This window comes from Micromonospora sp. NBRC 107095, assembly GCF_030269705.1.
GTDB classification, from domain to species: domain Bacteria; phylum Actinomycetota; class Actinomycetes; order Mycobacteriales; family Micromonosporaceae; genus Micromonospora; species Micromonospora parva.
Window position 1 is genome coordinate 593085 of record NZ_BSTU01000001.1, and the last position, 26183, is coordinate 619267.

The 26183-nt window shown below is 70.9% G+C and carries 26 protein-coding genes and 1 pseudogene; 14 read left to right on the forward strand and 13 right to left on the reverse strand.

Going from position 1 to position 26183, the window contains the following annotated elements; translation table 11 throughout:
• The first annotated feature begins 50 nt into the window (after positions 1 to 50).
• From QSK15_RS02840 to QSK15_RS02850, 3 genes and pseudogenes are all read left to right on the forward strand, one after another.
• Positions 51 to 593, forward strand: a complete 543-nt coding sequence (locus QSK15_RS02840) for a type 1 glutamine amidotransferase domain-containing protein (RefSeq protein WP_285792751.1) — start codon at positions 51 to 53, stop codon at positions 591 to 593.
• A gap of 129 nt (positions 594 to 722) precedes the next feature.
• Positions 723 to 2399, forward strand: coding sequence for an MDR family MFS transporter (locus QSK15_RS02845; RefSeq protein WP_285792752.1), 1677 nt, complete (start codon positions 723 to 725; stop codon positions 2397 to 2399).
• Between the two features lie 28 nt (positions 2400 to 2427).
• Positions 2428 to 2655, forward strand: a pseudogene (locus QSK15_RS02850) (aldo/keto reductase); the annotation flags it as partial.
• A 20-nt stretch (positions 2656 to 2675) separates the two neighbouring features.
• On the opposite strand, the gene QSK15_RS02855 reads toward QSK15_RS02850, so the two are convergent.
• Complete coding sequence (locus QSK15_RS02855; RefSeq protein WP_285792753.1) at positions 2676 to 3167, reverse strand: NUDIX domain-containing protein; 492 nt, start codon at positions 3165 to 3167, stop codon at positions 2676 to 2678.
• 71 nt (positions 3168 to 3238) lie between these two features.
• Here QSK15_RS02855 and QSK15_RS02860 point away from each other — a divergent pair, with 71 nt between their 5' ends.
• Complete coding sequence (locus tag QSK15_RS02860) at positions 3239 to 4873, forward strand: fatty acid--CoA ligase (RefSeq protein ID WP_285794314.1); 1635 nt, start codon at positions 3239 to 3241, stop codon at positions 4871 to 4873.
• A gap of 186 nt (positions 4874 to 5059) precedes the next feature.
• Here the strand turns inward: QSK15_RS02860 and QSK15_RS02865 are convergent, their stop codons facing one another.
• From QSK15_RS02865 to ku, 6 genes are all read right to left on the reverse strand, one after another.
• On the reverse strand, positions 5060 to 6070 hold the full coding sequence (locus QSK15_RS02865) for an NADPH:quinone reductase (protein WP_285792754.1): 1011 nt from the start codon (positions 6068 to 6070) through the stop codon (positions 5060 to 5062).
• A gap of 28 nt (positions 6071 to 6098) precedes the next feature.
• On the reverse strand, positions 6099 to 6752 hold the full coding sequence (locus QSK15_RS02870; protein ID WP_285792755.1) for an HAD family hydrolase: 654 nt from the start codon (positions 6750 to 6752) through the stop codon (positions 6099 to 6101).
• Positions 6753 to 6783: 31 nt separating this feature from the next.
• Positions 6784 to 7611 carry an SCO6745 family protein gene (locus QSK15_RS02875; protein ID WP_285794315.1) on the reverse strand — a complete coding sequence of 276 codons (828 nt, stop codon included), beginning with the start codon at positions 7609 to 7611 and terminating at the stop codon, positions 6784 to 6786.
• 188 nt (positions 7612 to 7799) lie between these two features.
• Positions 7800 to 8471, reverse strand: coding sequence for an FKBP-type peptidyl-prolyl cis-trans isomerase (locus QSK15_RS02880; RefSeq protein WP_285792756.1), 672 nt, complete (start codon positions 8469 to 8471; stop codon positions 7800 to 7802).
• 146 nt (positions 8472 to 8617) lie between these two features.
• The gene (locus QSK15_RS02885; RefSeq protein WP_285792757.1) at positions 8618 to 9256 is read right to left on the reverse strand and encodes a DUF4241 domain-containing protein; all 639 of its coding nucleotides are present in this window, start codon (positions 9254 to 9256) and stop codon (positions 8618 to 8620) included.
• 73 nt (positions 9257 to 9329) lie between these two features.
• Positions 9330 to 10358 (reverse strand): non-homologous end joining protein Ku, encoded by a 1029-nt coding sequence (gene ku / locus QSK15_RS02890; protein ID WP_030334296.1) that lies wholly within the window; start codon positions 10356 to 10358, stop codon positions 9330 to 9332.
• Between the two features lie 85 nt (positions 10359 to 10443).
• Here ku and ligD (QSK15_RS02895) point away from each other — a divergent pair, with 85 nt between their 5' ends.
• Complete coding sequence (ligD, locus tag QSK15_RS02895; RefSeq protein ID WP_285792758.1) at positions 10444 to 11385, forward strand: non-homologous end-joining DNA ligase; 942 nt, start codon at positions 10444 to 10446, stop codon at positions 11383 to 11385.
• Positions 11375 to 12295, forward strand: a complete 921-nt coding sequence (ligD, locus tag QSK15_RS02900; RefSeq protein WP_285792759.1) for a non-homologous end-joining DNA ligase — start codon at positions 11375 to 11377, stop codon at positions 12293 to 12295. The genes ligD (QSK15_RS02895) and ligD (QSK15_RS02900) overlap by 11 nt, the downstream gene beginning before the upstream one ends.
• A gap of 325 nt (positions 12296 to 12620) precedes the next feature.
• On the opposite strand, the gene QSK15_RS02905 is transcribed toward ligD (QSK15_RS02900), so the two are convergent.
• Complete coding sequence (locus QSK15_RS02905) at positions 12621 to 14927, reverse strand: esterase-like activity of phytase family protein (RefSeq protein ID WP_285792760.1); 2307 nt, start codon at positions 14925 to 14927, stop codon at positions 12621 to 12623.
• A 54-nt stretch (positions 14928 to 14981) separates the two neighbouring features.
• The gene (locus tag QSK15_RS02910) at positions 14982 to 16046 is read right to left on the reverse strand and encodes a hypothetical protein (protein ID WP_285792761.1); all 1065 of its coding nucleotides are present in this window, start codon (positions 16044 to 16046) and stop codon (positions 14982 to 14984) included.
• Positions 16047 to 16190: 144 nt separating this feature from the next.
• On the opposite strand from QSK15_RS02910, the gene QSK15_RS02915 reads away from it, so the two are divergent.
• Together QSK15_RS02915 and QSK15_RS02920 are read left to right on the forward strand one after the other, a co-directional pair.
• On the forward strand, positions 16191 to 16943 hold the full coding sequence (locus QSK15_RS02915) for a TIGR03089 family protein (protein ID WP_285792762.1): 753 nt from the start codon (positions 16191 to 16193) through the stop codon (positions 16941 to 16943).
• A 156-nt stretch (positions 16944 to 17099) separates the two neighbouring features.
• Positions 17100 to 18062, forward strand: coding sequence for a zinc metalloprotease (locus tag QSK15_RS02920; RefSeq protein WP_285792763.1), 963 nt, complete (start codon positions 17100 to 17102; stop codon positions 18060 to 18062).
• 123 nt (positions 18063 to 18185) lie between these two features.
• Here the strand turns inward: QSK15_RS02920 and QSK15_RS02925 are convergent, their stop codons facing one another.
• Complete coding sequence (locus tag QSK15_RS02925) at positions 18186 to 18671, reverse strand: carboxymuconolactone decarboxylase family protein (RefSeq protein ID WP_285792764.1); 486 nt, start codon at positions 18669 to 18671, stop codon at positions 18186 to 18188.
• 167 nt (positions 18672 to 18838) lie between these two features.
• Here QSK15_RS02925 and QSK15_RS02930 point away from each other — a divergent pair, with 167 nt between their 5' ends.
• The 3 genes from QSK15_RS02930 (at position 18839) to QSK15_RS02940 (ending at position 21153) form a co-directional block, all read left to right on the forward strand.
• Positions 18839 to 19756, forward strand: coding sequence for an RNA polymerase sigma-70 factor (locus QSK15_RS02930; protein WP_285792765.1), 918 nt, complete (start codon positions 18839 to 18841; stop codon positions 19754 to 19756).
• A gap of 215 nt (positions 19757 to 19971) precedes the next feature.
• A complete protein-coding gene (locus QSK15_RS02935; protein ID WP_285792766.1) occupies positions 19972 to 20217 on the forward strand; it encodes a carbohydrate-binding protein in 246 nt (81 codons plus the stop codon).
• Between the two features lie 249 nt (positions 20218 to 20466).
• Positions 20467 to 21153: a hypothetical protein gene (locus tag QSK15_RS02940; RefSeq protein ID WP_285792767.1), complete on the forward strand. Its 687-nt coding sequence runs from the start codon at positions 20467 to 20469 to the stop codon at positions 21151 to 21153.
• Between the two features lie 18 nt (positions 21154 to 21171).
• Here the strand turns inward: QSK15_RS02940 and QSK15_RS02945 are convergent, their stop codons facing one another.
• Entirely contained in the window at positions 21172 to 21543 is a 372-nt protein-coding gene (locus QSK15_RS02945) for a DUF4267 domain-containing protein (protein WP_285792768.1), read from the reverse strand.
• Between the two features lie 89 nt (positions 21544 to 21632).
• On the opposite strand from QSK15_RS02945, the gene QSK15_RS02950 reads away from it, so the two are divergent.
• Positions 21633 to 22205: a TetR/AcrR family transcriptional regulator gene (locus tag QSK15_RS02950; protein ID WP_285792769.1), complete on the forward strand. Its 573-nt coding sequence runs from the start codon at positions 21633 to 21635 to the stop codon at positions 22203 to 22205.
• Between the two features lie 58 nt (positions 22206 to 22263).
• Here the strand turns inward: QSK15_RS02950 and QSK15_RS02955 are convergent, their stop codons facing one another.
• Complete coding sequence (locus QSK15_RS02955) at positions 22264 to 22845, reverse strand: hypothetical protein (protein WP_285792770.1); 582 nt, start codon at positions 22843 to 22845, stop codon at positions 22264 to 22266.
• Positions 22846 to 23118: 273 nt separating this feature from the next.
• Positions 23119 to 24798 (reverse strand): DNA repair helicase XPB, encoded by a 1680-nt coding sequence (locus QSK15_RS02960; protein WP_285792771.1) that lies wholly within the window; start codon positions 24796 to 24798, stop codon positions 23119 to 23121.
• A 170-nt stretch (positions 24799 to 24968) separates the two neighbouring features.
• Between QSK15_RS02960 and QSK15_RS02965 the strand changes: the two genes are divergently transcribed.
• Both QSK15_RS02965 and QSK15_RS02970 read left to right on the forward strand, forming a co-directional pair.
• Positions 24969 to 25847: a L,D-transpeptidase family protein gene (locus tag QSK15_RS02965; protein ID WP_285792772.1), complete on the forward strand. Its 879-nt coding sequence runs from the start codon at positions 24969 to 24971 to the stop codon at positions 25845 to 25847.
• Between the two features lie 97 nt (positions 25848 to 25944).
• A complete protein-coding gene (locus QSK15_RS02970) occupies positions 25945 to 26181 on the forward strand; it encodes a hypothetical protein (protein ID WP_210864968.1) in 237 nt (78 codons plus the stop codon).
• Positions 26182 to 26183 lie beyond the last annotated feature (2 nt).

The window sequence follows — 26183 nt, forward strand, 5'->3', positions numbered from 1 at the left end:
TTCGGCGGCGGGAAGGGAACTGGGGTACCCCCAGAGAGGAGATGTACGAGATGGCAGCGACATTGCAGGGCAAGCGGATCGCCTTCCTGGCCGCCGACGGCGTCGAGGAGGTCGAGTACGTCCAGCCACGCGAGGCGGTGGAGAACGCCGGCGCGACGGCGGAGCTGGTCTCGATCAAGCCCGGTTCCATCCAGTCCTTCAACCACCTGGACCAGTCCAAGACCTACGACGTGGACGTGACGGTCGACAAGGCCGACGCCGCAGGGTACGACGCGCTGGTGCTGCCCGGTGGGGTGGCGAACCCGGACTTCCTGCGCGGCGACCCGGACGCGGTGCGGTTCGTGAAGGCGTTCTTCGACGCGGGCAAGCCGGTCGGGGTGATCTGTCACGGCCCGTGGACGCTGATCGAGGCGGATGTGGTGCGCGGCCGGCGGATCACGTCCTGGCCCACCCTGCGTACCGACCTGACCAACGCCGGAGCCACCTGGGTGGACGAGGAGTGCGTCACCGACGGCAACCTGACCAGCAGCCGCAAACCCGACGACCTCCCCGCCTTCTGCACAGCAATCACGAAAGCCTTCACCACCCCCTGACCCTGCCCCCTTGGTTGATCATGAAGTTATTGCCGCCTCGCGCGGCGTGTCGTGGCAATAACTTCATGATCAAGGCTGCTGGGGTGGGGGTTCGGCGCATGTTTTTGGGCTCGCGGGATAGAAGGGCACATGACCACCGAAGCCTCCGACGCGCCGGTGCTGAACCGTCAGCAGATCCGGCTGCTCATGCTCGGCCTGATGACCGGCATGCTGCTGGCCGCACTCGACCAGACCATCGTCGGCACGGCACTGCCGACCATCGTGGGCGAGCTGGGCGGGATCAACCACTACTCGTGGGTGGTCACCGCGTACCTGCTCGCCTCGACCGCGTCGACGCCCCTGTACGGCAAGATGGCCGACCTGTACGGGCGTCGACCGGTCTTCCTCTTCTCGATCGGCACGTTCCTGGTCGGGTCGTTGCTGGCTGGGCTGTCGCAGAACATGACCCAGCTGATCGTCACCCGAGGGATCCAGGGTCTCGGCGCGGGTGGTCTGCTGACACTGGCCTTCACCATCATCTCGGATGTGGTGTCACCCCGTGAGCGTGGCCGCTACCAGGGTCTGTTCGGCGCGGTCTTCGGGATCTCGTCGGTCGCCGGGCCGCTGGTGGGTGGTTACTTTGCGGAGACCGACTGGCGTTGGATCTTCTACATCAACGTGCCGTTGGCGATCCTGGCCATCGTCGTCTGCTACCACGTGATGCGGCTGATCCCGTTCGAACGTCGGGACCACTCGATCGACTGGCTCGGTGCCGGCCTGCTGGTGGCCGGGGTGAGTTCCCTGCTGCTGGCGCTGAGCTGGGGTGGCAACGAGTACCCCTGGGGCTCTGGCGTGATCATCAGTCTCTTCGTGGTCGGTGCGGTGCTGGGGGTGCTCTTCGTCCTTCAGGAGGCCCGGGTGGCCGAGCCGATCCTGCCGCTGCGGTTGTTCCGCAGCGCCACCTTCGCGCTGGCCAACTCGGCCCTGCTCGTCATCGGTCTGGTGATGTTCGGCTCGATCATCTTCATCCCGCTCTACCTGCAGATCGTCAAGGGCGCGTCGCCGACCCAGAGCGGTCTGCTGATGCTGCCGATGATGGCCGGCATCATCATCACCTCGATCCTGACCGGCCGCGCGATGACCCGGATCGGCCGCTACAAGTGGTTCCCGGTAGCCGGTTCGGTGACCCTCCTGGTCGGCATGTTCCTCTTCACCCAGCTGGCGGTGGCCACCTCGCTCTGGGTCGCGTTCGGGTACATGGTGGTGATCGGCATCGGGTTGGGTCTGTGCATGCAGTCGCTGATCCTGGCGGTGCAGAACGCGGTCTCCGTACGCGACCTGGGGGCGGGCACCTCCTCGGCGACGTTCTTCCGGTCGCTGGGCGGTTCGTTCGGGGTGGCGATCCTCGGCACGGTGCTCTCGTCCCGGCTGACCGGCGGGCTCGCCGACCGGTTGCCCGGTGCGATCGCGCAGCTCCCGCCGCAGGAGCAGGCCGCTGTGGCGGCGAGTGGTGGCGCCAACATCTCGATCAACGATCCGGCCACCATCCTGGCCCTGCCGGGGCCGGTCCGCGCGGCCATCCAGGGCGCGTTCGTCGACGCGCTGGACATGGTCTTCCTGACCGCCGGCCTGATCGCGATCGTGGCGGTGGTGGTCACCCTGACGCTGCCCAACACCCAACTGCGGGGCGCCGGTCCGAAGGGCGCCACCGGTGGTGCCGACCCGCTCGGCGGTGAGGCCCCGGCTCCGGGCGGCAAGCCGTTGACCCGCGAGTCGAAGGAGGAGGCCGCCGCAGACATGGAGGCCAAGTCCCAGACGATGATCTGAGCGTCTCGACGACGTCGAGCGGCACGACGTCAGCCCGGCCCGGGTGGCGGTCGCCTGGCTGCTGTCCCGGCCCGCGGTGACCAGCGTGATCGTCGGAGCCCGCAAGCACGAGCAGTTGGTGGACAACATCGCCGCCTCGGAACTCACCCTGACCGAGCAGGACCTCACCGAGCTGGACGAGGCCACCAAGCTGCCGGTCGCGTACCCGAACTGGATCCAGGAGGGGTACTCCGCCGGGGTTCGCCTGCCGCAGTGAGGTATGGCCCCGGGGCCGACCTACTTGAGGATCAGTCGGTTCGTCTGCTCGAAGACGTCCAGGTCGGCCAGGGTCTCGATGACCGAGGTGGAGAGCGGGGTGGGGAACCGGTCCCGGGCGAAGAAGCCCGCGTCGGTGGTCTCGTCGGTGACCCGGGCCAGTTGCCCGTCCCACTCCTCCACCTTGAACGCCGTCGTGAACACCTGGTACGTGTGGCCGTACATGTTGGTGCTCGTCCGGTCGGGGCCGGTGTAGAGGGCGAACGCGCAGACCCGCAGGGCCCGCAGCCCGGTTTCCTCACGGACCTCGCGTACCGCGCAGTCGGCGATCGACTCGCCCAGCTCCATCGCGCCGGCCGGCATGGCCCACTGGCCGTTGTCCGAGCGTTTGATCAGCAGAATGCGTCCGGCGTCGTCGTTCACCACGGCACGGGCGCCGACGAACATCAGCGTCCGGTCCCCGGCGAGCGCGCGCAACTGCCCCACGTATGAGTCGGCCCAGGAGATGCTCACCTGCGACAACTTACGGGGGTTCCCAACGTGTGACCCGCGACACTAGCTTGTTACCCATGCGTAGCACGATGATGGACGCCCCTCTGCAGGTCTCCCGGATCCTCGAGCACGGCGCAGGAGTGCACGGCAGCGCGGAGGTGGTGACCTGGACCGGCGCCGAGTCCCGCCGGATGACGTACGCCGAGGTGGGCCGGGCCGCCGCCCGCCTGGCACACGCGCTGCGCGACGAGTGTGGGGTGACCGGCGACGAGCGGGTCGCCACCTTCATGTGGAACAACAACGAGCACCTGGTCGCCTACTTCGCGGTGCCGAGCATGGGCGCGGTGCTGCACACGCTCAACATCCGGCTCTTCCCCGACCAGGTCGTCTACATCGCCAATCACGCCGAGGACCGGGTGGTGCTCGTCGACAGCACGCTGATTCCGCTGCTGGCCCGGGTGATCGGAGAGCTGACCACGGTGCGGCACGTCGTGGTGGTCGGCGGGGGCGATCCGGCCCCGCTGGTGGCGGCGGCCGGCGACCGGATCACCGTGCACCACTGGGACGCGTTGCTCGCCGATCGGCCCGAGGTGTACGACTGGCCCGAGGTCGACGAGCGCGACGCCGCCGCGCTCTGCTACACCTCGGGCACCACCGGGAACCCGAAGGGTGTGGCCTACTCGCACCGGTCCATCTACCTGCACTCGTTGCAGGTCTGCATGCCGGAGGGTTTCGGTCTCGGGCCGACCGACCGCGAGTTGGCCATCGTGCCGATGTTCCACGCCATGTCCTGGGGTCTGCCGTACGCGGCCTTCCTCTCCGGCGCGTCGCTGATCATGCCGGACCGGTTCCTCCAGGCCGCGCCGATCGCCGAGATGATCGCCGCCGAGCGGCCCACGCTGGCCGGCGCGGTGCCGACCATCTGGACCGACCTGCTGGCCTACCTGGACACCCACGACGTGGACACCTCGTCGCTCGGTGAGGTGATCGTCGGCGGGTCGGCGTGCCCGCCGGCGTTGATGCACGCGTTCGGCGAACGGCACGGGATCGAGGTCATCCACGCCTGGGGGATGACCGAGATGTCGCCGCTGGGGTCGGTCTCGCGTCCGCCCGCCGGTGCGACAGGTGAGCAGGCGTGGCGTTACCGCTACACGCAGGGGCGGGTGCCGGCGGGTGTGCAGGCGCGGATCGTCGGCCCGTCGGGCGAGCCGATGCCCGCCGACGGCACGGCCGTGGGCGAGTTGGAGGTCCGTGGGCCGTGGGTGACCGCCCGGTACGTCGGTGACGACGCCCCGGAGGAGGAGAAGTTCCGCGACGGCTGGCTGCGTACCGGCGACGTGGGCACCCTCTCGCCGGACGGGTACATCACGCTGACCGACCGCGCCAAGGACGTGATCAAGTCCGGTGGTGAGTGGATTTCGTCGGTGGAGCTGGAGAACGCGCTGATGGCCCACCCGGCGGTGCTGGAGGCGTGCGTGGTGGGTGTCCCGGACGAGCGGTGGGACGAGCGGCCACTGGCCACCGTGGTGGTCCGGGAGGGCGCGTCGGTGACCGCGGAGGAACTGCGGGACTTCCTGGCCACGTCGGTGGCGCGCTGGCAGTTGCCCGAGCGCTGGGCGTTCATCGACACGGTGCCGAAGACCAGCGTGGGCAAGTTTGACAAGAAGGTCGTCCGTTCGCGGTACGCCGGGGGTGAGCTGACTGTCCGGGAGCTGACAGCCCCGTAACGTTTTGCCAGGCACTGTCGCCTGTTGGGGCGGGAGTACTCCTGAACAACCCTCCCCAGGGGCGGCCCCGGCGTTCGCACCGCGCCGGGGCCGCCCGCTCCACGCGGGGTGACCCGCACCATCATTGTTGCGAAAGTTATTCGCTTCTGTCCTGCTGACGGGGAAATCGGGTGATCGGCGACCCGATCAGGCGTCGCTGGTGGTGATGAGCACCTTGCCCACCGTCGAGTCCTCCACCGCCTGGTGCGCCGCTGCCGCCTCGGCCAGGGGGAAGTAGTGCAACGGCAGCCCGGCGTCCGCACCCACCCGGATGCCGCCCTGGCTGGCCGCCGCCGCCACGTCCTTCACGCCCTGCGCCTTGGCCGCCTTCGGCTCCGTGTAGACGAGCACGAACTGCCAACGGGCGTTCGGCGCCATCATCGCCCGGATCGGGATGCTGACCTCGCCCCCACCGTCGTCGGCGTACATGCAGACCGCGCCGCCGTGCCGCAGCACCTGCACGTCCGTCGAGGCGTTGCGGGCGGGGGAGACCTCCACGATCGTGTGGACCCCGTCGGGGGCGATCTTGTGGACCTCCTCGACCACGTCCTGCTCCCGATAATTGATCACAAAGGAGGCGCCGGCCGACGCGGCGAGCTGCGCCTTCTCCGCGCTGCTCACCGTGGCGATCACCGTGGCGTCGGACCACCGGGCGAGCTGGATCGCGGCGTTGCCGACCGCGCCCGCCCCACCCTGCACCAGCACCGTGTGATCCGCCAACGCGCCGGCCCGCAACGTGTCCGGCATGAACTCACCAGCGGTCAGACAGCGGTGCGCGGTGAGGAACGGAATGCCCAGGGCGGCGCCCAGCTCGAACGGGGCGTCCCCGAGGCGTACCGCCTGCCGGACGGGCACCAGCGTGTACTCCGCCGCCGTACCCCACTGTCGCTGCCAGGCCGCTTCCCAGATCCACACCCGCTCACCGATCAGGTCCGGGTCGACCCCCGCGCCGACCGCCTCGACCACCCCGGCGCCGTCCTGCCCGGGAATCTGCCACCCGTCCGGCGGTGAACCGCGGCGGGACTTCCAGTCGGTCGGGTTCACCCCGGAGACCGCCACCCGCACCAGGACCTCGCCCGCACCCGGTTCCGGCACCGGACGGTCGACCAGACCAAGCACCGACGGGTCGCCGGTGCGCTCGTACACGATGGCCTTCATCCGTGGTCTCTACCCGGCTCGGCCCCGGTCAACCCAGCTCGTCCACCAGCTCCGGGGTCAGCGCACCGATCGCGTCGAGCGTCACCACCGCCAACCCCGCGGCGTCCGGATCAAGCGGGTACGAGCCGTGCGGCACCGCCACCACCCGCATCCCCGCCGCCGCTGCCGAACGTACCCCGTTGGACGAGTCCTCCACGGCCACGCAGCGGGTCGGGTCGACGCCCAGGCGCCGCGCCACGCTCAGGTACACGTCCGGCGCGGGCTTGCCCCGCTCGGTCTGCTCGGTGGAGAGGGTCGTGCCGAACGCGTCGGTCAGGCCGGTCGCCGCCAGCGCCGCCTCGATCAACCGGGTCGGCGACGAACTCGCCAGCCCGAGCGGCCACCGCGCGGCCAGCCGGCGGACGACCTGGTCGGCACCGTCGATGAGGGGTACGTGCTCGCGGTAGCGGCGGGTCATCTCCTCGACCACCTCGACGGCGACCTGCTCGGCGGTGCGCCCGACGCCCAGCTCCCCGCTGAGGTAGTGGGCCCACTCGCCGGTGCTCATCCCCATCAGTCGGCGCTGGGTGTCCGGCTGCCACGTTCCGCCGTGCGCCGCCACGTACGCCCGGCGGACCTCCTCCCACACCGGCTCGGAATCCACGATCACGCCGTCCAGGTCGAAGACCACCGCATCCGTCACGGGCCCATCCTGCCCGACCGGCGGGTGCCCGTCAGCCGGGCAGCGCCGGCAGCCCGACCGGGCTGCCCTCCGGGACCAGGGTGTGGCAGGACCGGGCGATCGGCTCCAGCAACTCCCGGAGCCGGTCCGTGTCGCCCGGGGTGAACGCCCGCCACGGGTGCGCGGCGGCACGGTCGGTGGCGTCCTCGACGGCCTGGAGCCCGGCCCGGGCATCGTCGGTGGCAGCGCCGTCACCGGTCAGCCAGCCCTGCTCGGTGAGCCGCTCACGGGCGACCTGCCACTGCTCCTCGGACCAGCCCCGGCCCAGCAGGTACTGCGGCGGCGAGCCGTCCAGCGCCACCCGCGTGGTCAGGGTCTCCACCGGGTCCAGCCCGGCGGCGACCAGCGCCGCCACGTGCCCGTCACCACGGTGCTCGCGCAGGGTGGTGGCGGCCTGCCACAGCCGGGCCAGCGGGTACTCGCCGGCCGGGAGCGCCGCGTTGGCCGCGCCGAGCACCCGGCCGGCGGTCTGCGCCGCCGACGCCGCCCGCTCCAGCAGGTCGGCCGCCTCCACCAGGTGCGACTCCGGCAGCTCGTAGGTCAGCTCGGCGAGCGCCTGCACCGCGCCGGTCAGGCGGGCCCGCAACGCCTCCTGCGGGGTGGCCAACCGCCACACGGCGGGCAGCGCGCGGGCCACCATCGGCGGTGCGAAGCTGAAGAAGGCGGCGACCACCGGGGCCGCCTCGGTGGCGCCCAGTGGCGCGGCCCGGCCGGCGAAGTAGCCGCGCCAGTAACCGCGCAGCCCCACCGCCTCGTACGCGGCACGGGCCCGGGGGTGGAGGTAGGTGACAGCGTGCACCGGCTCGAAGTACGCCCACATCGACCGGGCGGTCCGCCCAGGCTCGTCCAGCGCCGTCACATGCACCTCCGCGTCCGGTTCCAGCTGGTCACCTCGGGCGGCGAACCGCCCGAGGTGACGCCGAACCTACTGCCGCTGGGTGACGGGCCGGAAGCCCCATGTGAACAACCCCATCGCGTCCCGGCGACAACCGGGACGATCCGGGCAGGTCACTGGGCGGCGAGCACGTCCACCACGAAGCGCAGCGGACCGGTCGGACGCCCACCAGCGGCGGCCTCGTCGTTGCCGTACGCCAGCTCGCCCGGAATGTCGAGCTGCACCCGGCTGCCCACCGTCACCCCGACCAGGCCCTGGTCCCAGCCCGGGATCACCTGGCCGACGCCGATCGGGAAGGTGGCCGGCTGGCCGGCCTTCCAGGAGGAGTCGAACTCCTTGCCGTCCTTGTAGAACACCCCCACGTAGTTGGTGGTGATGTTCTGGCCCTTCTGCACGGCCGGCCCGGTGCCCTTGATCAGCGGCGTGACGACGAGCTTCTTGAGCTCACCGGTGCCCGGCGTCACCGTCGGCTTGCTGCCCAGCGCGGGATCGGCGCCCTCGGGCAGCTGCGGCGCGGGAGGTGCGCCGGCCTCGTCGGCGGCCGGGGCGGAGGCGGACGGGGTGGAGTCGGCCGAGTTCTTGGGCTTGTCGTCGCCACCGCCGATCGTCACGAAGACGCCGATCAACACCCCGACCACGGCGACGGCGGCGAGCCCACTGGCCCACGCGTTGCGCTTCCGCCTCGCGTCGGCGGCCTTCTTCGCCGCCAACTGGGCGGCCAAGCGGCGCCCCGACTTGGTCGCCGGGCTCTGGTCTGGGCCCGTCTGCTGCGTCCGCTCGCTCACGTCGTCGACTCCCTGCTGCGAAGTGTGGCCGGCACCCGGTGCCGGGGGGAAAGCCGACGCACACGGTACCCGCACAGCGGCCTACCGTGCCCGCCGCGGACGCCCCGGATCGCCCAGCGCGACAGTTCCGGGGCTTTCTCGGGCGGCTATTCCGGGACGACCATGAAGTCGGTCACGAACGAGGTGACCCGGCCATCGGCGGCCCGACCGATCCAGGTGCCGTAGCAGCCGTCACCCCAACCGCTCGCCACGGTGATCACGTTGGCGCCGCTGACCTGGTCCAACACGGCACCGATCAGCCCCGGGACCGGGGACGAGGGCAGTTCGGCGGGGATGAAGACCTCCTCGACCCGATCGGAGTCCCAACCCTCCAGGACGGCGAGCGCGGTCGGGTCGGCGAAGGTGCCGACGCCGGCGTCCACCCCGTACCCGAAGTAGTCGTCAGCGCCGAGCGTGGCGACGTCCTGGTCACCCGCGACGGCCGGCTCCCAGCGGACCGTCGGCTCGGCGGAGACGACCAACTCCAGCGCGGCGACCCGTCGGTCCACCTCGGCGTCCTCCCGGAGCACCACCGCCACCCAGGCGCGGGCGGGATGCCGCCCCGGGGGCACGGTCACCGTGAACGGCTCCGCCTCCGGGCAGACCAGCGGGTCACACCCGACAACACGGCCGGTCGGAAAGACGATGTCGCCCACCGGGTGGACCTCGATCAGGTATCCGCCGTGCTCGTCGGTGAAGTGGGCGCCGGGCGTCAACAACCGGTCCAGATCAGGGGTGTACGGCATGAGGGCTCCTCCGGTCGCCAGCGGCCGGCGGAGCGTACCCGGCCCGACGGACACCGCCGCCGGGGCCGTACGGTCAGGCGCTCTTGCGGGGTGCGGTCTTGCGCGCGGCGGTCTTCTTCGCCGGCTCCGCCTTCTTCGCGGCGGTCTTCTTCGCGGCCGTCTTCTTCGCCGGCTCGGCCGCCTTCTTCTCGGCCGTCTTCTTCGCCGCGGTCTTCTTCGCGGGCGCCTTGGCCGCCTTCTTCTCCGCAGCCTTCTGCGCGGACCGGGCCGACGAGATGGGCGTCGGCTCGCCAGCACCGCCACCCGCGCGGGCGGGCTGCTCGCCGCGAGCCGCCTTGGCGCGCTCCACCGACGCCTTCAACGCGGCCATCAGGTCCACCGCCGCTGCCGGGGCCTCCTCGACCTCCTCCGGCTGGACGACCTCGCGACCCTCCACCTTGGCGTCGATGACCTCCTGCAACGCGGCCCGGTAGTCGTCGGTGAAGACGTCCGGCTCGAACTCGCCGGTCATCGAGTCAATCAGGGAGCTGGCCATGGCCAGCTCTGGCGGGCGCACCTTCAGGTCCTCGTCGAGGAAACCGAAGTCCGGGGTACGGATCTCGTCGGGCCAGAGCATGGTGTTGAGCAGCAGCACACCCTCGCGGACCCGCAGCGTGGCCAACTGCTCCCGCTGGCGCAACGCCACCTTGACGATGGCCACCCGCTCCGAGTCGATCAGCGCGTCGCGCAGCAGCACGTACGGCTTGGTGGCCGCGCCCTCGGGCTCCAGGAAGTACGCCTTGTTGTAGAGGATCGGGTCGACCTGTTCGGCCGGGACGAACTCCAGCACGTCGATGGCGCGGGAGCTGGTCAGCGGCAGGTCGGCGAAGTCCTCGTCGGTGAGGATCACCATCTCGCCACCGCCGATGTCGTAGCCCTTGGCGATGTCGTCGTAGGTGACCTCCTCGCCGCAGACCGAGCAGGTGCGCTTGTAGCGGATCCGGCCGCCGTCCTCGCGGTGCACCTGGTGGAACCGAATGTCCTTCTCCTCGGTGGCGGAGTAGAGCTTCACCCCGATCGAGACGAGCCCGAACGACACGGCTCCCTTCCAGATGGCACGCATCCTGCGCTCCCTTCCCCGGTATCGACCATGCTCGCATCCGAAAGAACCGGACGCGAGGTGTTCGGCCTGCTACTACAGTCGGGTCGTGCCCGGCGCGCCGCTCAAGCCGATGCTCGCGATGACCGGGCCGCTCCCGGCGGGTGACGGCTGGGCGTACGAGTTCAAGTGGGACGGCGTCCGCGCGCTCGCCGACATCTCCGGCGGCGACCAGCACCTGTATGCCCGCTCCGGCGTGGAGATCACCGCCGCGTATCCGGAGCTGGCCACCCTGCCCGAGCAGGTAGACGACGCGCTGCTCGACGGTGAGGTGGTACTGCTCGGGCAGGGTGGGCAGCCGTCGTTCACCGCGCTGGCCGAGCGGATGCACGTGCGAGACCGGAACAAGGCCGCCCGGTTGGCGGCGGCCATGCCGGTGACGTACATGATCTTCGACCTGCTGCGGCTGAACGGCGACGACCTGACCGGGTGGCCGTACGAGCGCCGCCGGGAGGCGCTGGACGCGCTCGCTCTCGGCGGCCCCCGCTGGGCGGTGCCGCCGATGTTCACCGACGGACCGGCCACCTACGAGGCGGCCGGTGAGCACGGCCTGGAGGGGGTGATGGCCAAGCGCGTCGGTGCCGTCTACCGCCCGGGGGTGCGTTCGCCGGACTGGGTGAAGGTCAAGCTGGAGGTGACCGGCGACTTCGTCATCGGCGGTTGGCGACCGGGCGCGCGCCGGGTCGGTGGGCTGCTGGTGGGGGTGCCCGGACCGGACGGCCGGCTGATCTACCGGGGTCGGGTCGGTGGTGGGATCGGTGCCGCCATCGAGCGGCAGCTCCTCGCCGAGCTGGAGCCGCTGCGCTCCGGCGTGTCACCGTTCGCCGCGGGTGTGCCGCGCGAGGATGCCCGGGGCGCCATCTGGGTAGAACCCCAGGTGGTGGTGGAGGTGAAGTACGGCCAGCGCACCCCCGACGGCCGGCTGCGCTTCCCCCGGGTGCTGCGGTTGCGCCCGGACAAGCCTCCGGAGGAGGTCGACGATGCCGGCTGAGCGGCTACGGGTGGACGTCGAGGGCCGCTCGCTGGAGCTGTCCAATCTGGACAAGGTGCTCTATCCGGCGGCCGGGTTCACCAAGGGTGAGGTGATTGACTACTACACCCGGATCTCCCCGGTGCTGCTGCCGCACCTGCGGGACCGACCGGTCACCCGGATCCGCTTCCCCAACGGGGTGGACGACAAGTCGTTCTTCGAGAAGAACACGCCGGCCGCGACCCCGGACTGGGTGCGGGTGGAAAATCTGCCCGCGCCCGGGTCGACGAAGGGCCGGGAAACCATCGACTACGTGGTCGCCGACGACCTGCCCACCCTGGTCTGGCTGGCGAACCTGGCCGCGTTGGAACTGCACACGCCGCAGTGGAAGGTCGGCGGGCACCCGGACATGATGGTCGTCGACCTGGACCCGGGGCCGCCGGCCGGGCTCGCCGAGTGCTGCCCGGTGGCGGTCCTGATGCGCGACCGGCTCGCCGACGACGGCATCGAGTCGTACCCGAAGACCTCCGGCAAGAAGGGCATGCAGCTCTGCTGCCCGATCGCCGGCACGCAGTCGTCGGACCTCGTCTCCGACTACGCCCGCCGGATCGCCCAGGAGTTGGAGAAGGCCCACCCGAAGCTGATCGTGTCGAAGATGGCGAAGAACCTCCGGCCGGGCAAGGTCTTCATCGACTGGAGCCAGAACAACGCGGCGAAGACCACGGTGGCGCCGTACTCGCTGCGGGCCCAGTCGGTGCCGTCGGTGTCGACGCCGCTGACCTGGGACGAGGTCGAGGCCGGCGCGCGCGGCCGGAAGCCGGCCGTCCGCCAGTTCACCGCCGCCGAGGTCCTGGACCGGGTCGAGGAGTACGGCGACCTGCTCGGCCCGCTGCTCGACGGCGGCCCGGAGTTGCCCGCCAAGGTGAGGTAGGCGCGGGCGGCTCACGGTGAGTTATTGCGGCGGGTTGTCGACTCCCGTCACCGATCGTAAGAATGCGAGCGCTCCGGCTCGGACCGACCACGCCCTTTGCTCTGCAGACCTATCGGCACCACCGCGATGAGCTGCGGTTTTTGGTGGTCGTGATGGCGCTCGGGCCATGCTCTGCTCGCGCAGCGTGAGCGTCGCATATAGGTATGCAGAGCAAAGGTGGCGGGTGGGGATGGCGGGGCGCGCCCGGCGTCACTTCGTGTAACGGGCCTGGCCTCCATCGCGGAATGGACGCCAGGCCCCCAGGTCCGCAGCGCTCGGCGGCAGGTCAGTTCCGGCCGAAGACCTTCCGGCTGGAGCCGAGGCGCAGCAGCACCGTCTCGCCGGTGGCGTCCTGCACCGCGTCGTTGTCGGTGATCGCGTACACGTCGCCGTTGCCGGCGACCGTCAGACCCTCCAGCTTCTCCGGGGTCCAGCCGTTGGTGGCGCGCAGCGCGGGCAGCACGTCGACGGCGAGCGTCTTCGGCAGCACTGTCAGCGGGCCGGTGGCAGCCGCACCGGGCAGCGGCACCGTGTAGCTCCGCTTGACAGTCGCGGCCGGGCCGTTCAGCTTGTCCCGCTCGATGACCGCGAGCCGGTCACCGACCACGGTGATCTCGGAGAGGCCCATCCAGTCGCCGGGCACGCTGGTGGCCCCCAACCGGTAGCCGAACCAACTCCAGGTGCCCGCCGCGACGTCGTACCGACCAAGTCGGACGATGCCGGCCGGGTCGCTGCTGAGCTCCCGCTGCACGGCCACCCAGACGATCTCCCGCCCCTGCCGGTCGATGGTCGCGGTGACCCCCTCCAGGCCCTGCTTGCCGAGGCCGGCGGCGACCTCGGCGGGCAGCGCGACGGTCTGCCGGGTGACCCCGGCGGCGTCGAGCCGGACCAGTTTGTTTCCCGCGCCCGTGGCACCCTCCACGGCGAGCCAGAAGCCACCCTGCGGGCGGGCGAAGACGCCCTCCGCGTCGTACCCGACCGGCGCTCCGGCCGCGTCCCGCACCGGCAGCGCGCCGGTGATCACGGCCGGCGTCCGCTTCGCGTCGATGGTGAGGATGCGGGTCTGGCTGTACGCGGCGTCGGTGACGCTGTAGAGCTGGTCCCGCTTGCCCGGGACCGCGCTCAGCGCGCCGAGTGCGCCCCAACCGATCGGGGCGCCCGCCCGGTCGGTGCCGGAGACGATGCTCGGGAAAGTCGGGGTGCCAGTGCCGAGCTGGAACAGCGACACCGAGGCCCGGACGTTGACCGAGGCGTCGTCCTCCTCGCTGGACACCGCGAGCAGCCCGCGCGATGGGATGGGCAGCAGCCCTTCCGGCCCGTTGGTGGTCGGCAGCACCTGCCGGAACACCGGCCGGGTGGGGTCGCTCAGGTCGTAGACGGCGACGAAGTTGCTCCGCTCCGAGCCGACGAACGCGTACCGCACGCCGTCGTATTCGGCGACCGCCACGCCCTCCGGCTCGGTGCCCTTCTTGCCGGCCCGGTCCTCGCTGTGCAGCCCGTAGGTGACGGCGAGCCGCTCGAACGTGTTGCCGGCATCCCAGGCGACCCGCCCGCTGCGGCTGTCGAAGACCGACCAGCCCCGGGTGCCGCCGCGCCAGTCGCCCTCGTTCGCCGTGGCGAGGTAACGGTCGTCGACCCAGGCCACCGCGTCCGGCTCGCGCGGCACGTCGGTGATGCTGCCGGTCAGGTCGATGACACCGTCCTTCCGGGTGTCGATGCCGCTGATCGTGGCGGTGCCGGCGCTGAACACGCTGGTGATCCGCCCGGTGGGCAGGTCGACCACCGCGACGCCGTTGTTCTCCTGCAGCGTCACTGCCAACTGGTTACGGCTGTTGATCGAGACGTACTCCGGCTCGGGGTCGGTCGGCGCCGCAAGACCGGCCCGCACCAGCGCGGGCAGCGCACTGCCGTCGGCCCCGGTCAGCGCTACCGGCCGCAGCCGCCAACCGGCAGGGGACTTCCCGGTCAGGTCGACGATCTGCACGAAACCGGCGGGTGCCTGGGGCAGGTCACCCTCCTCGCCGCCGGGCGGGGTGGCCTCCTCGTCGCGCTCGTTCTCGATGGCGATCGCGGCGTACCGCTTGTCAGCGCTGATCGCGATCGAGTCAGGCTGGCCGCCGAGGTCGAAGCTGGCCACCCGCTGCCGAGTGGCCAGCTCGATCACGTCGAGCCGGCCGGACGGCGCGGTGTAGCTGGCGCTGGTGTTCACCACCACCAGCACGTACCTGCCGACCACGGCGACCGAGGTCGGCTCGTCCTCGGCGTCGCCGAGCTGGGCCAGGGAGAGCGTGCCGAGGCCGCGCGGCCGGTCGGCACGGGAGATGTCCAGGAAGCCGATGCGCCGGGCCAGCGCGTCGGTGTGGATCAGAGTGCGACCGTCCTCGCTGACCGCCGAGATCTCGGCGACCGTCGCTGTCGTCGGATCCTCGCCGGCCGGGCGGTTCTGGAACACCGGGTACGTGGCGACCCGGTCGAAGGCGAGCGACCTGGCTGGGTGGTGGTGCCCGCCGGCCGACGCGGGGGTGGCCCCGGTCAGGCTGGCGGCGGCGACACCGGCTGCGGTGAGCGCGGTGAATGCTCTTCTGAGTGTCAAGGACTTCCTCCGTTAGGTCGTACCCGCACGGAGGCTGACAGCTGTTGGGGAGCATCAGCTTTCGCCGACGTGAACAGTCGGCGAAGCACGGCGCAGCCGCCACCAGGCGCCGCCCACCAGGGCCCCGGTGATGACGGTGACCGCGATGTCGCCGGCCAGGGCCGCCGTCGGGTTCCCCGGGGAGTACGGCGGCACCAGGTAGGCGAACGCGGCGGCGCTGACCACGCTGGCCGAGCCGGCCGCGAGCACGTGCCGCTGCCCCCAGTGCACGCCCGACGACCAGTACGCGATGGCGGCCCCCATGATCGCGGCGAGCACCAGCGCGATGGCCACCCCCGCCCAGCCTGGCGCGAGATCGGCGCCGAGCCGGACGAGGACGACCAGCAGGCCCAGCCACAGCGGATGCGGCAGCCGGCGGGTCCGGCGCGGAGCGGGGCGACGCCAGCGGGGCAGCACTGCCGTCGCGACCAGGGCGAGGACGACCACCGCGGCGAAGGTCAGTTGCAGGGGGCTGGCCAGGAAGTTCTTCCGGCCCCCGTCGGACGCGAAGATCAGGAGGCTGCCGAGCAGGTACAGCGCGGCGACCACGGCCAGCCCGGGTCGGCCGAGCCACGGCCGGAGCCGGTATCCCGGTCCGAGGAACGACTCGACCAGCACGATCGGCGCGCAGATGGTCAGCACGATGTGGTTGCCCACGTAGTCGAAGGCCTGCCGGAGGCTGAATTCGAGTCCTGGCACCAGCGACGCCTCGGCGGCGGCACGGGTGTCGGCGTACTGGGTGTCGTCGAGGTAGTGCGGGTTGAACAGCGACTGGTCGACCAGGCCAGCCTGGAGGACGCCGAACGCGGCGGCGAGCAGCACGATCGTCGGCCAACCCGCGCCGAGGTGCCGGGCGGTCTCCCGGATCAGGATCGCCGCCCCGCCGTACATCGGGCCGAGGAAGATCAGCACCGGCAGGAAGTCGTCGATGGCGAAGCCACCCCACGAACACTCGGCCGCCCACGGCGCGAGCAGCAGCAACGCGATCACCGGCAGGAGCCGCCGACGCGGACGGTCAGCGGCGGCCGGGCGGCCGACGGCGGGATCGGTGGCGGTGCCCGGGTCGGATCCGGTTGGCATGAATGCTCCTCGACGGTGTTTCGCTGTCGTCCCCCGCACCGTGCGCCGGCCACCCGGCCAACCGCTACGGCCATCGGCCGACGACGGGTACGACCAAAGTCGTTGAGTAGGGTGAATCCGTTGTCGTCACCGGGGAGTGTGGAGATGCAGCCAACCGTCACGGCCGACCTGGCGGCCCGACCCGTCGAGGCCGAGAGTCCGCTGCTCAGCTACCGCGACGGGGCGACCGGCGAGCGGGTCGACCTGACCGCACAGCAGGTCGGTTCGTGGGCGGCGCGCAGTGCCAGCCTGCTGCGGGACGGCTGTGGCCTTGGCCCCGGCAGCCGCGTAGCGGTCCTGCTGCCGCCGCACTGGCGTACCGCCGCGGTGTTGTTGGGCGCGTGGGCCTCGGGCCTGGCGGTGTCGTTCCGGCCGCGCGCCACGGCGGGCCTGCCCGTGCTGGAGCCGGGCGGTGACCGGCCGTTCGACGCGGTCTTCGTGACCCCGCAGCGGCAGGACGACTGGCTGGAGGACGTGCCGGACGCCCCGCACCGCTACCTCGTCGGCACCGGGCCGGGTCGGTTGACCGACGTGCCGTTGGGCTGGCTGGACTGGTCCGCCGAGGTGCTTCGCCACTCGGACGTCACACCCGACCACACCGCCATCCGCCCGTCGGACCCGGCCAGCGCGGACGGCACCACCTACGGGCAGTGGGGGGCGCTCGCCCGGGAGGTCGCCGCGATGATGGACCTGCGCACCGGTGACCGGCTGCTGGTCGACGCGGCCGAGACCGAGCAGCCGCTGAAGTGGTTGCTCGCGCCGCTGTCGGCCGGCGCGTCCGTGGTGATCAGCGCCAATCTCGACCCGGCGCGGCGGGACGCGGTCGTCGCCGCCGAGCAGGTCACCCGGGTCCTCTGACCCTGCTCCGGACGCCAAACAGCGCTCCGCGATCCTGTTCCGTTACATCGGCATTCACCCTGCTCAGAGGGGCTTTTGTCGATGCCGTCGGCGTGTTCTCATACCGAACAGCGACGCCATCGACCCGGCACCGCCTCCCTCACGAAAGGTGCACCGATGCGCAGAAGATCGACCTTCCGACTTGCGGTCCTCACCGCCACCGCCGCGACGGTCCTGGCGTCCGGCGGCGCCTCCGGGGCGCTCGCCACGGCCGCGCCCACGACCGCCTCCCCGGGCGTCACCGCCTGTGAGCCGGGTGCCGACGCGCACGGCGCGGCCCGGGTCGCCGAGGGCGCCACCGCCCAGGAGCCGGCGCTGTACGCCAAGAACGAGGCGAACGCCTACGGCGTGATCAAGGACGCGCCGCGTCTGCCCAACGGCAGCGTGACCATCCCGACGGTCTTCCACATGATCTCCGACCATCCGCTCACCGCAGCGGAGACGACCAGGTGGAACACCCTGATCGCCGCGCAGATGACGGTGCTCAACGATTCGTTCGCGGGCCGCACGGCCGGCGACGCCGCCGACACCCCGTTCCGCTTCTCGCTCGTCGACACCACGTGGACGGTGAACAGCGCGTGGTACACGGTCGTGCCGGGCAAGAACGAACGGGACATGAAGAAGGCGCTGTACACCGGCGACTCCGAGACCCTGAACGTGTACGCGGCCAACATCGGCGGTGGGCTGCTCGGCTGGGCGTACTTCCCCAAGGGCTACAACAACGGGCGCGACTACATCGACGGCGTGGTGATGCTCGACGAGTCGATGCCGGGCGGCACGGCCGGCAAGTACGCCCTGGGTGACACGCTGACGCACGAGGTCGGGCACTGGCTGATGCTGGAGCACACCTTCGCGCACGGCTGCTCCGCGTCCGGTGACTTCGTCGCGGACACCCCGCGCGAGGCGGCGCCGCAGTTCGACTGCCCGGTGGGTGCGGACACCTGCACCGCGCCCGGACTCGACCCGATCCACAACTTCATGGACTACACCCAGGACTCCTGCATGAACATGTTCACGCCGGGTCAGGCCGACCGGATGAGCGACGCCTGGGTGGCGTTCCGGGCCGGCGGCGCCGGCTGACGCAGGCCTTGTCGGCGGCTGGCGGGCCGCGTCCAGCGCAGCGTCGGCCTCCACACCGCCTCCGCTGATGGCCGGCGTGCCCGGTCCAGGGTCGGACGATCCCGGACCGGGCACGCCTCCCGTTCAGTCGAACGCGGCGGCGAACATGCCCGGCTGGTACGAACCACCCCGCTGGTGCACGATCACGGCGAGCCGGTTGGCCGCGTTGATCAGGGCGACCAGGGCGACCAGCGCGGCGATCTGGTCGTCGTCGTAGTGCTTGCGCACCTGAGCCCAGGTCTCGTCGGACACGCCCTGGTGGGCGTCGGCGAGCCGGGTGCCCTCCTCGGCGAGCGCCAGCGCGGCCTGCTCGGCCTCGGTGAAGACAGTGGCCTCACGCCAGGCGGCCACCAGGTTCAGCCGGACCGCGCTCTCACCGGCCGCCACCGCGTCCTTGGTGTGCATGTCGATGCACCAGCCGCAGCCGTTGATCTGGCTGGCCCGCAGCGACACCAGCTCCTGCGTGGACTGCGGCAGCGACGACCGCTGGATCACCTGGCCGGCGTTCGCGAACCGCTTGAAGAACTTCATCGCGGTCTCGTTGTCGAACATGTTGAATCGGGCGTCCATGGTTCCGTCCTTCACTCGCATCGTTCGATCGGACGACCATGAGATGCCGGCCATCCCCGATCTGTGACGGCGCGGCCGGGGTGACGACCGCCACAGGCCGGGGGTGTCACAGAGCGACCGGGTCCGGCATCTGATGGGCGACGCAGTCGAGCGAACAGGAGTCACCCATGGTGGGCACGCCGCAGACCGCCGCCGCTGACGACCGCCCGGACCGGGCCACCGAGGCGTTCCTCGCCCACCGCAACCTGCTCTTCACCGTCGCGTACGAAATGCTCGGCTCGGCCGCCGACGCGGAGGACGTACTCCAGGAAACCTGGCTGCGATGGGCGGGCGTCGACCTGGGCATGGTCCACGACCAGCGGGCCTACCTGGTCCGCATCACCACCCGGCAGTCACTCATCCGGCTGCGGACGCTCGGCCGCCGCAAGGAGTCCTACGTCGGCTCCTGGCTGCCCGAGCCGCTGCTCACCGCCCCCGACGTGGCCGAGGACATTGCGCTGGCCGACAGCGTCTCGATGGCCATGCTGTTGGTGCTGGAAACCCTCGCGCCGACCGAACGCGCCGTGTTCGTGCTGCGCGAGGTGTTCGACCTCGGGTACGACGAGATCGCCGAAGCGGTCGAGAAGAGCCCGGCCGCCGTCCGCCAGATCACCCACCGTGCCCGCGCGCACGTCGCCGCGCGCCGACCCCGCCAGGTTGTGTCCGCGGCCGAGACCCGGAGCGCGCTTGACGCGTTTCAGCGGGCCATCGAAACCGGCGACCTTCAGAGCCTGCTCGACATCCTCGCGCCGGACGTCGTCCTCCTCGGCGACGGCGGCGGCATCAAACAGGCCGTCCCGCGGCCCATCCTCGGCGCCGACAAGGTGGCCCGCCTACTGGCCGGCGGGTGGGGCAAGGTGCCGGGTGTCACCTCGCTGCGGCCGGCGCAGGTCAACGGCTACCCGGCGCTCGTCGTCCACCTCGACGGCGAGCTGGACACTGTCGTGGCCGTACGCATCGACGACGGCCTCGTCACCGGGATCTACGCCGTGCGGAATCCCGCGAAGCTGTCACACATGGAGCGGGAGACCGTCCTGAGCCGCTGACCCTCGTCACCCGGTCGCCCGGCGGCGCGGCTGTCTCCACCTGTGGAGTTGTTGACGTAGACGATTCAGCGCCGTCGCGCCCACGGCGGGCGTGGCGCGCACGCCGAGGTGTGGTATCGACACGTACTCGCCGTTCCTGAAGAACTATCGCCATGACCGAGGACGGTACGGCGATCTAAACCGCGTCGGGGATCTTCAACTCCGGCGACTTCGCCATGTACGACGGCAAGAAGTGGCGGGCCCAGTGGTACACCCGCAACCAGAAGCCGGGTGACCGCAACGGCTCCTGGGTGGAGATCGCCCCCACCCCGCCGGACAACAGCCCTGCGGCCTGGACGCTCAGCAAGGTGTACGTCGCCGGCGACCGGGTGTCCTTCAAGGGCCACGTGTACGAGGCGAAGTGGTGGACTCGCGGCCAGGAACCCGGTGACAAGAACGGCCCCTGGAAGCTGATCACGTAGTCAGGTTCGCGTGAACGCCGGCCGGGGACTGTTTCGGTCCCGGGCCGGTGCGCTGTCCGGCCCCGCGCACAGGCCCGGCCCGGTGCGTCACCCGTCCGGTGGAGGCCCTTCCTTCCGTCCGTTCTCACGTTTTTCCTGCTCCTACGCTTCGCCGAAGGCGGGCGCGCGGTGGGAGCGCCCCGCCCCGGCAGGAGCAGCGGCGGAGGGCAGATGGCGTCGAGGCGTACACCTCGGGTTGTGGTTGCGGCGGTGGCCGGCGGTCTGTTCGCCCTGGGTGTGGTCGCGCCGGGACCGGCGGCGGCGCCGCAGCCCCGGGCGGCCCAGGCCGATGGCCCCACGGTCCCCGCTCCGCGTGAGCCGCGTCCGCCGCTGCTCCCCGCCGACTTCCAGGGCAGCGGCCGGTACGTCGTGCGGGACCTTGGCATCGACGTGCCGTTCTCGTGGCAGGGCCGTGACGGCAACAGCCAGATGATCGCCGGCGGCCCGGACCACCCGATCTGGTTCACGAACCTGATCTACGAGAACACCCTCTACACGCTCACCTACAAGTGGCCGAACATCCCGCTGTTCCCACCGCGCGAATGCAGCAAGGTCCCGGGGTTCTTCAACCGGCAGATCTTCAACGACAAGCTCAAGACCGCCCGCTACGTGGGGCCGGAGATCCTGCAGGGTGGTGCCGAGGACCGGCACGTCGACCACTGGCGGGTCGGGGTCGTCGGCGGGTCCACAGTGCCGGGGGAGTTCTTCCGGTTCCCGATCGCGCTCGGCGACATCTACGTCGACCAGCGCGACCCGAGCCGCTGGTGGCAGGTGTTGCAGTTCGGCCTGCAGAACCTCTTCGACCCGGAGTTGGACGAGTGGTTCACGATGGACACCTTCGAGCACCGCCCCGGCGAGGTCACCCTCCCCGACCGCTGCCCACCCCCCACGTCGTGAGCCGGGGGCCCCGCGCGCTCACAGGGCGAACAGCAGGGCGGCGTTCAGGAGGACGACGACGGCGGTGGCGAAGTGGATGCCGAAGGCGACGGCCTTCGTCCCGCCGTTGCGCAGCACGATGAGGGTGTCGCCCAGCGGGACGAGCGCGACGACCAGCATGTACCACGCGACCGCGTCGGCGGTGGTGAAGGCGATCAGGGCGAGGCCGAGCAACCCGAAGGTGAGGTCCTTCAGCCCTTTGACCGTCAGGTAGGCGGTGTCGCCGTCCGGTCGGGCCGGTACGCCGTACCCGGCGGCTGCAGCCTGCGGTACCAGCAGGAACCGCGCACCGATGAAGACGACGAAGAGGCTGAGTACGACGGCGAGCCCGTAGGCGAGGGGTGCAAGCATTAGTCCGCTCCATTTCCTAGCGCTGCTAGATATGAGAGCGACGCTAGCAGAGCGTCGACAGGAACGCTAGCGGTGCTAGGATCGCTGTCATGTCGACACAGGCGCGCCGGGAGCGTGAGCGGGCTGAACGGGAGCAGGCGATCATCGCCGCGGCACGGGACCTGGCGTTGGCCGAAGGCTGGGACGCGGTAACCACCCGCCGCCTCGCCGCCGAGATCGAGTACAGCCAGCCCGTGCTCTACAGCCACTTCAAGGGCAAGGACGCCATCATGGCGGCGGTGGCCGTCGAGGGCTTCGCCGAGCTGGCAACCGCACTGGTCTCGGCTCGGGCCGCCGCCGCCGACCCCCGGCAGGCGGTCGCTCAGGTGGCAGCCGCGTACGTCGCGTTCGCCCAGCAACGGCCCGCGATCTACGACGCGATGTTCACCCTCGCCGTGGACCTGCCGTTCGCCAGCCAGGAGGTCCCGACCGACCTGGCCCGGGGCTTCGCCGAGTTGGCCGAGACGGTGCGCCCGTTCGTCGGGGACGACGACCTGGAGGCGGTCACCGAGACGTTCTGGAGCGGCCTGCACGGGCTGGTCACGCTGATGCGCAGCGGGCGGCTCCGCCGCGCCGACCACGATCGTCGGCTGGCGATGCTGGTGGACCGTTTCTCCCGGTGAGCGTCGCCGTCAGAATCCGGCATGCTCGGTTCACCGACCGACCGCCCGCGTCGATGGCTCAGCCTTGGAGCCGTTGCGCCCAGTAGACCTGCCCGTCCGGCCCCAGGTAGACCAGAGCCAACAGGAGGTCGGACATCCCCACCGGCGCGGTGGCTACCGTCGGCTTCCGAGCAGCATCAGTGGCATAGGGAAGAAGCGCGACGAATGTCAGTGGCGTGGCCGTCTCGTCGTACACGCCAAGTCTGTTGCCGTTGCTCCGCCACCCGTTGTCTCCGACCTTGACGCCGCCCGCTCCCCGTAGCCAGGCATAGCGTTCGGCGATCCTGTTCTCGACGCCGGCGCTGCCGAGGCTGACGGTCTCCTGCGGAGCGGAGACGGCGAAGTCGCCAGGCTTGCGGTTGGTGCGCTTGTCGATGAGGAATACCGCGAAGTAGCCGCCGTCGAGTGGCTCGGGAGGCGGCTGCCAGGCGACCCGGCCCAGCACCAGTTGGTCGCGTTCGTCGGAGACCAGCGGCGGGCGGGTCTTCTCGCCGAGAGCCGCCTGCGCCTCCGCGTAGCTGACGAGGGTGAGCGAGGACGTGATGGCCAGGGCCTCCGGACCGTACGGCGGGTGGTTGTGCGTCCACCGCCAGGCGGCCATTCCTGCCACCGCCACGACGGCCGTCGCGACGACCGCCAGAGACGACCGAACCCTCCGCCACGACATGCGCGACAGTGAACCATGCGACAACAACGAACTGCTGCACACCCGGATCCGGCCGATTCGTTTACGACATCAGCTCCATAGCGAGCGCGAGAGACACCGCGTCCCCGCCCCCAACCGGCGATCGACTCGGGTTCCAGGAAACCGGGGCATCAGCCTGCCCCGGACACCCCGACTTCCTGAAAACCGAGTCGATCAAGGCCGCGCGGGTCAGTCGACGGTCGGCAGCTTCGGGCCGAGGACGTCGTCGGCGTCGACGATCGTGTACGCGTACCCCTGCTCGGCGAGGAAGCGCTGCCGGTGGGCCGCGTACTCCGTGTCGATCGTGTCCCGGGACACCACCGTGTAGAAGTGCGCCTGCCGGCCGTCGGCCTTCGGCCGCAGCACCCGGCCCAGGCGCTGCGCCTCCTCCTGGCGTGACCCGAACGTCCCGGACACCTGGATCGCCACCGCCGCCTCGGGCAGGTCGATGGAGAAGTTACCCACCTTCGAGATCACCAAGGTCCGCAGCGAACCGGACCGGAACGCGTCGAAGAGCCGCTCCCGCTCCTTGTTGGTGGTCGAGCCCTGGATGATCGGCGCGTCCAGATATTCGCCGAGCTGGTGCAACTGGTCGATGTACGCGCCGATCACCAGCACCTGGTCCTCCGGGTGCCGGTCGACGAGCGCCTTCACCACCGGCAGCTTGGTGCGGGCGGTCGCCGCCATCCGGTAACGCTCCTCGGCCTCCGCCGTCGCGTACGACATCCGCTCCGCGTCGGTCAGGGTCACCCGGACCTCGGTGCACTCGGCCGGGGCGATCCAGCCCTGCGACTCGATGTCCTTCCACGGCGCGTCGTACCGCTTCGGCCCGATCAGGCTGAACACGTCACCCTCGCGGCCGTCCTCGCGTACCAGGGTCGCGGTGAGGCCCAGCCGGCGGCGGGCCTGGAGGTCCGCGGTGAACCGGAAGATCGGCGCGGGCAGCAGGTGCACCTCGTCGTAGACGACCAGGCCCCAGTCGCGGGCCCCGAACAGGTCCAGGTGGGTGAACGCGCCGCCGCGCCGCGAGGTGAGCACCTGGTACGTGGCGATGGTGACCGGACGGATCTCCTTGCGCTCGCCCGAGTACTCGCCGATCTCCTCCTCGGTCAGCGAGGTGCGGGCGATCAGCTCCCGCTTCCACTGCCGTCCCGCCACCGTGTTGGTCACCAGGATCAGCGTCGTCGCCTTCGCCTCGGCCATCGCCGCCGCGCCGACCAGTGTCTTGCCGGCGCCGCAGGGCAGCACCACCACCCCCGACCCGCCGGCCCAGAACGCCTCGACGGCCTCCCGCTGGTACGACCGCAGCGTCCACGGCTTGCGCCCGTCCTTGCCGGCCTCGGCCAGCTCGATCGGGTGCGCCTCGCCGTCGACGTAACCGGCCAGGTCCTCCGCCGGCCAACCCAGCTTGAGTAGCGCCTGCTTGAGTCGGCCCCGCTCGGACGGGTGCACCCGGATGGTGTCGTCGTCGATCTTGTCGCCGAGCATTCCGGCGAGCTTCTTGCTCTTGGCCACCTCGATCAGCACCAGCCGGTCCAGTGCGCGCAGCACCAGCCCGTACGCCGGGTCGTTGGCAAGCTGCAACCGGCCGTACCGGTCCATCGTCTCGGCCACGTCCACCAGCAGCGCGTGCGGCACCGGATAGCGGGAGTACTTGATCAGCGAGTCAACGACACCCTCGGCGTCGTGCCCCGCCGCGCGGGCGTTCCACAGGCCCAGCGGGGTCAGGCGGTAGGTGTGCACGTGCTCCGGCGAGCGTTCCAGCTCCGCGAACGGCGCGATCGCCATCCGGCAGGCCTGCGCGTCGGGGTGGTCGATCTCCAGCAGCAGGGTCTTGTCCGACTGCACGATCAGTGGTCCACCGCTCACGCCAGCGTCCTCTCCTCGGTTGGCCGTCGGCCGAACGGGTCGCATACCCGCCGCTGGCCGACCATCCAGTGTTGCACGATGCGAGACGGCGGAAGAAAGATGCGCACCCGGCGCAACCGTGACGGCACTCACGAACGTCTAAGAAGGGGACGATTGTCAGGGGAGGCTCCATGAAGCATTTTCGGACCACTTCCCGGCTGCTCGCCCTCGTGGTGGTCGTGCTGGTCGGCGCGGGTGCGTGCACGTTCGAGCCGCAGTCCGGTGGGAGTGGTGGCGGGGGAGCCGCCCCAGCCGGTGCGGCAGAACGGGCAACGGGGGCGAGCGACACGCCCCGGCCGGACCAGCACGGCCGGCCCACGCCGGCCGTACCCACAGCGAAACCCTCCCGGAAACCCACGCCGAAGCCGACCCGCACGAGCACAACCAAGCCGACCCCCAGCGGTACGCCGACCGTCGCCGGCTGCCCCCAGGGCCAGCACCAGCGCGCGGTGGAGACGTACCTGGCCCGGTTGGGTGGGTTCGGGGCGGTGACCGTGGACGGTCGGCAGTCCGCCGCCGACTGCGCCGCGATCAAGAAGTTCCAGAAGAGGTACGGCATTCGCCCCGTCGAGGGTCGCGCCGGGCCGACCACCCTCGACGTGGCCCAGCGCCTCGCCACCACCGACCCGGCCCGCTGCAAGGGCGGCACGGGCACCACGTTCTGCGTGGACCTGACCCGACAGACCGTCTGGGCGCTCCGCGCCGGCAAGGTGATCATGGCGCCGACGGTGACCCGCACCGGCATGTCCGGCTACCGCACCCCGGCCGGCACCTACACCGTCAACTACCGCAACCCCAAGGAGTGGTCCGACCCGTACGAGGTGTGGCTGCCGTACTGGCAGCACTTCACCCAGGGGATGGGCTTCCACGAGACCACCACCTACCTGCACGAGAAGTCGATCGGCTCGCACGGCTGCGTCAACCTGCTGCACGCCGACGCCGTCCGGATGTGGGAGCTCGGCAAGGTCGGCACCCGGGTGGTGCTGATCGGCCGCCGCCCCGGCACCTGAGCGACACGCAGCGAATTGCGGCAGTAACCCCCTGTCCGACCGGACTCTCGAGTGTCACTCTTGGAGTCCAGGGCCAGACCGGGCGGGGAGGCTGGGCATGACGGTCGACCATGACGTGATCGCGGAGCATGAGCAAGCACCACCCGACGAGGTGTCCCGAGCGACAGTGATCGCGTACGCCGTCGCGGCGACGCTCCTGCTCGGGTGGTTCCTCTTCGGCTGGCTGGTGCTCCAGCAGGGCTTCATCGACTCGGTCGGGGAGGCCGCCGGCGCCGGCTTCGCGCTGCTGCTGGTCATCTCGGTGATCGGCACGGTGCGCCGCAGCCGCCGCTGACC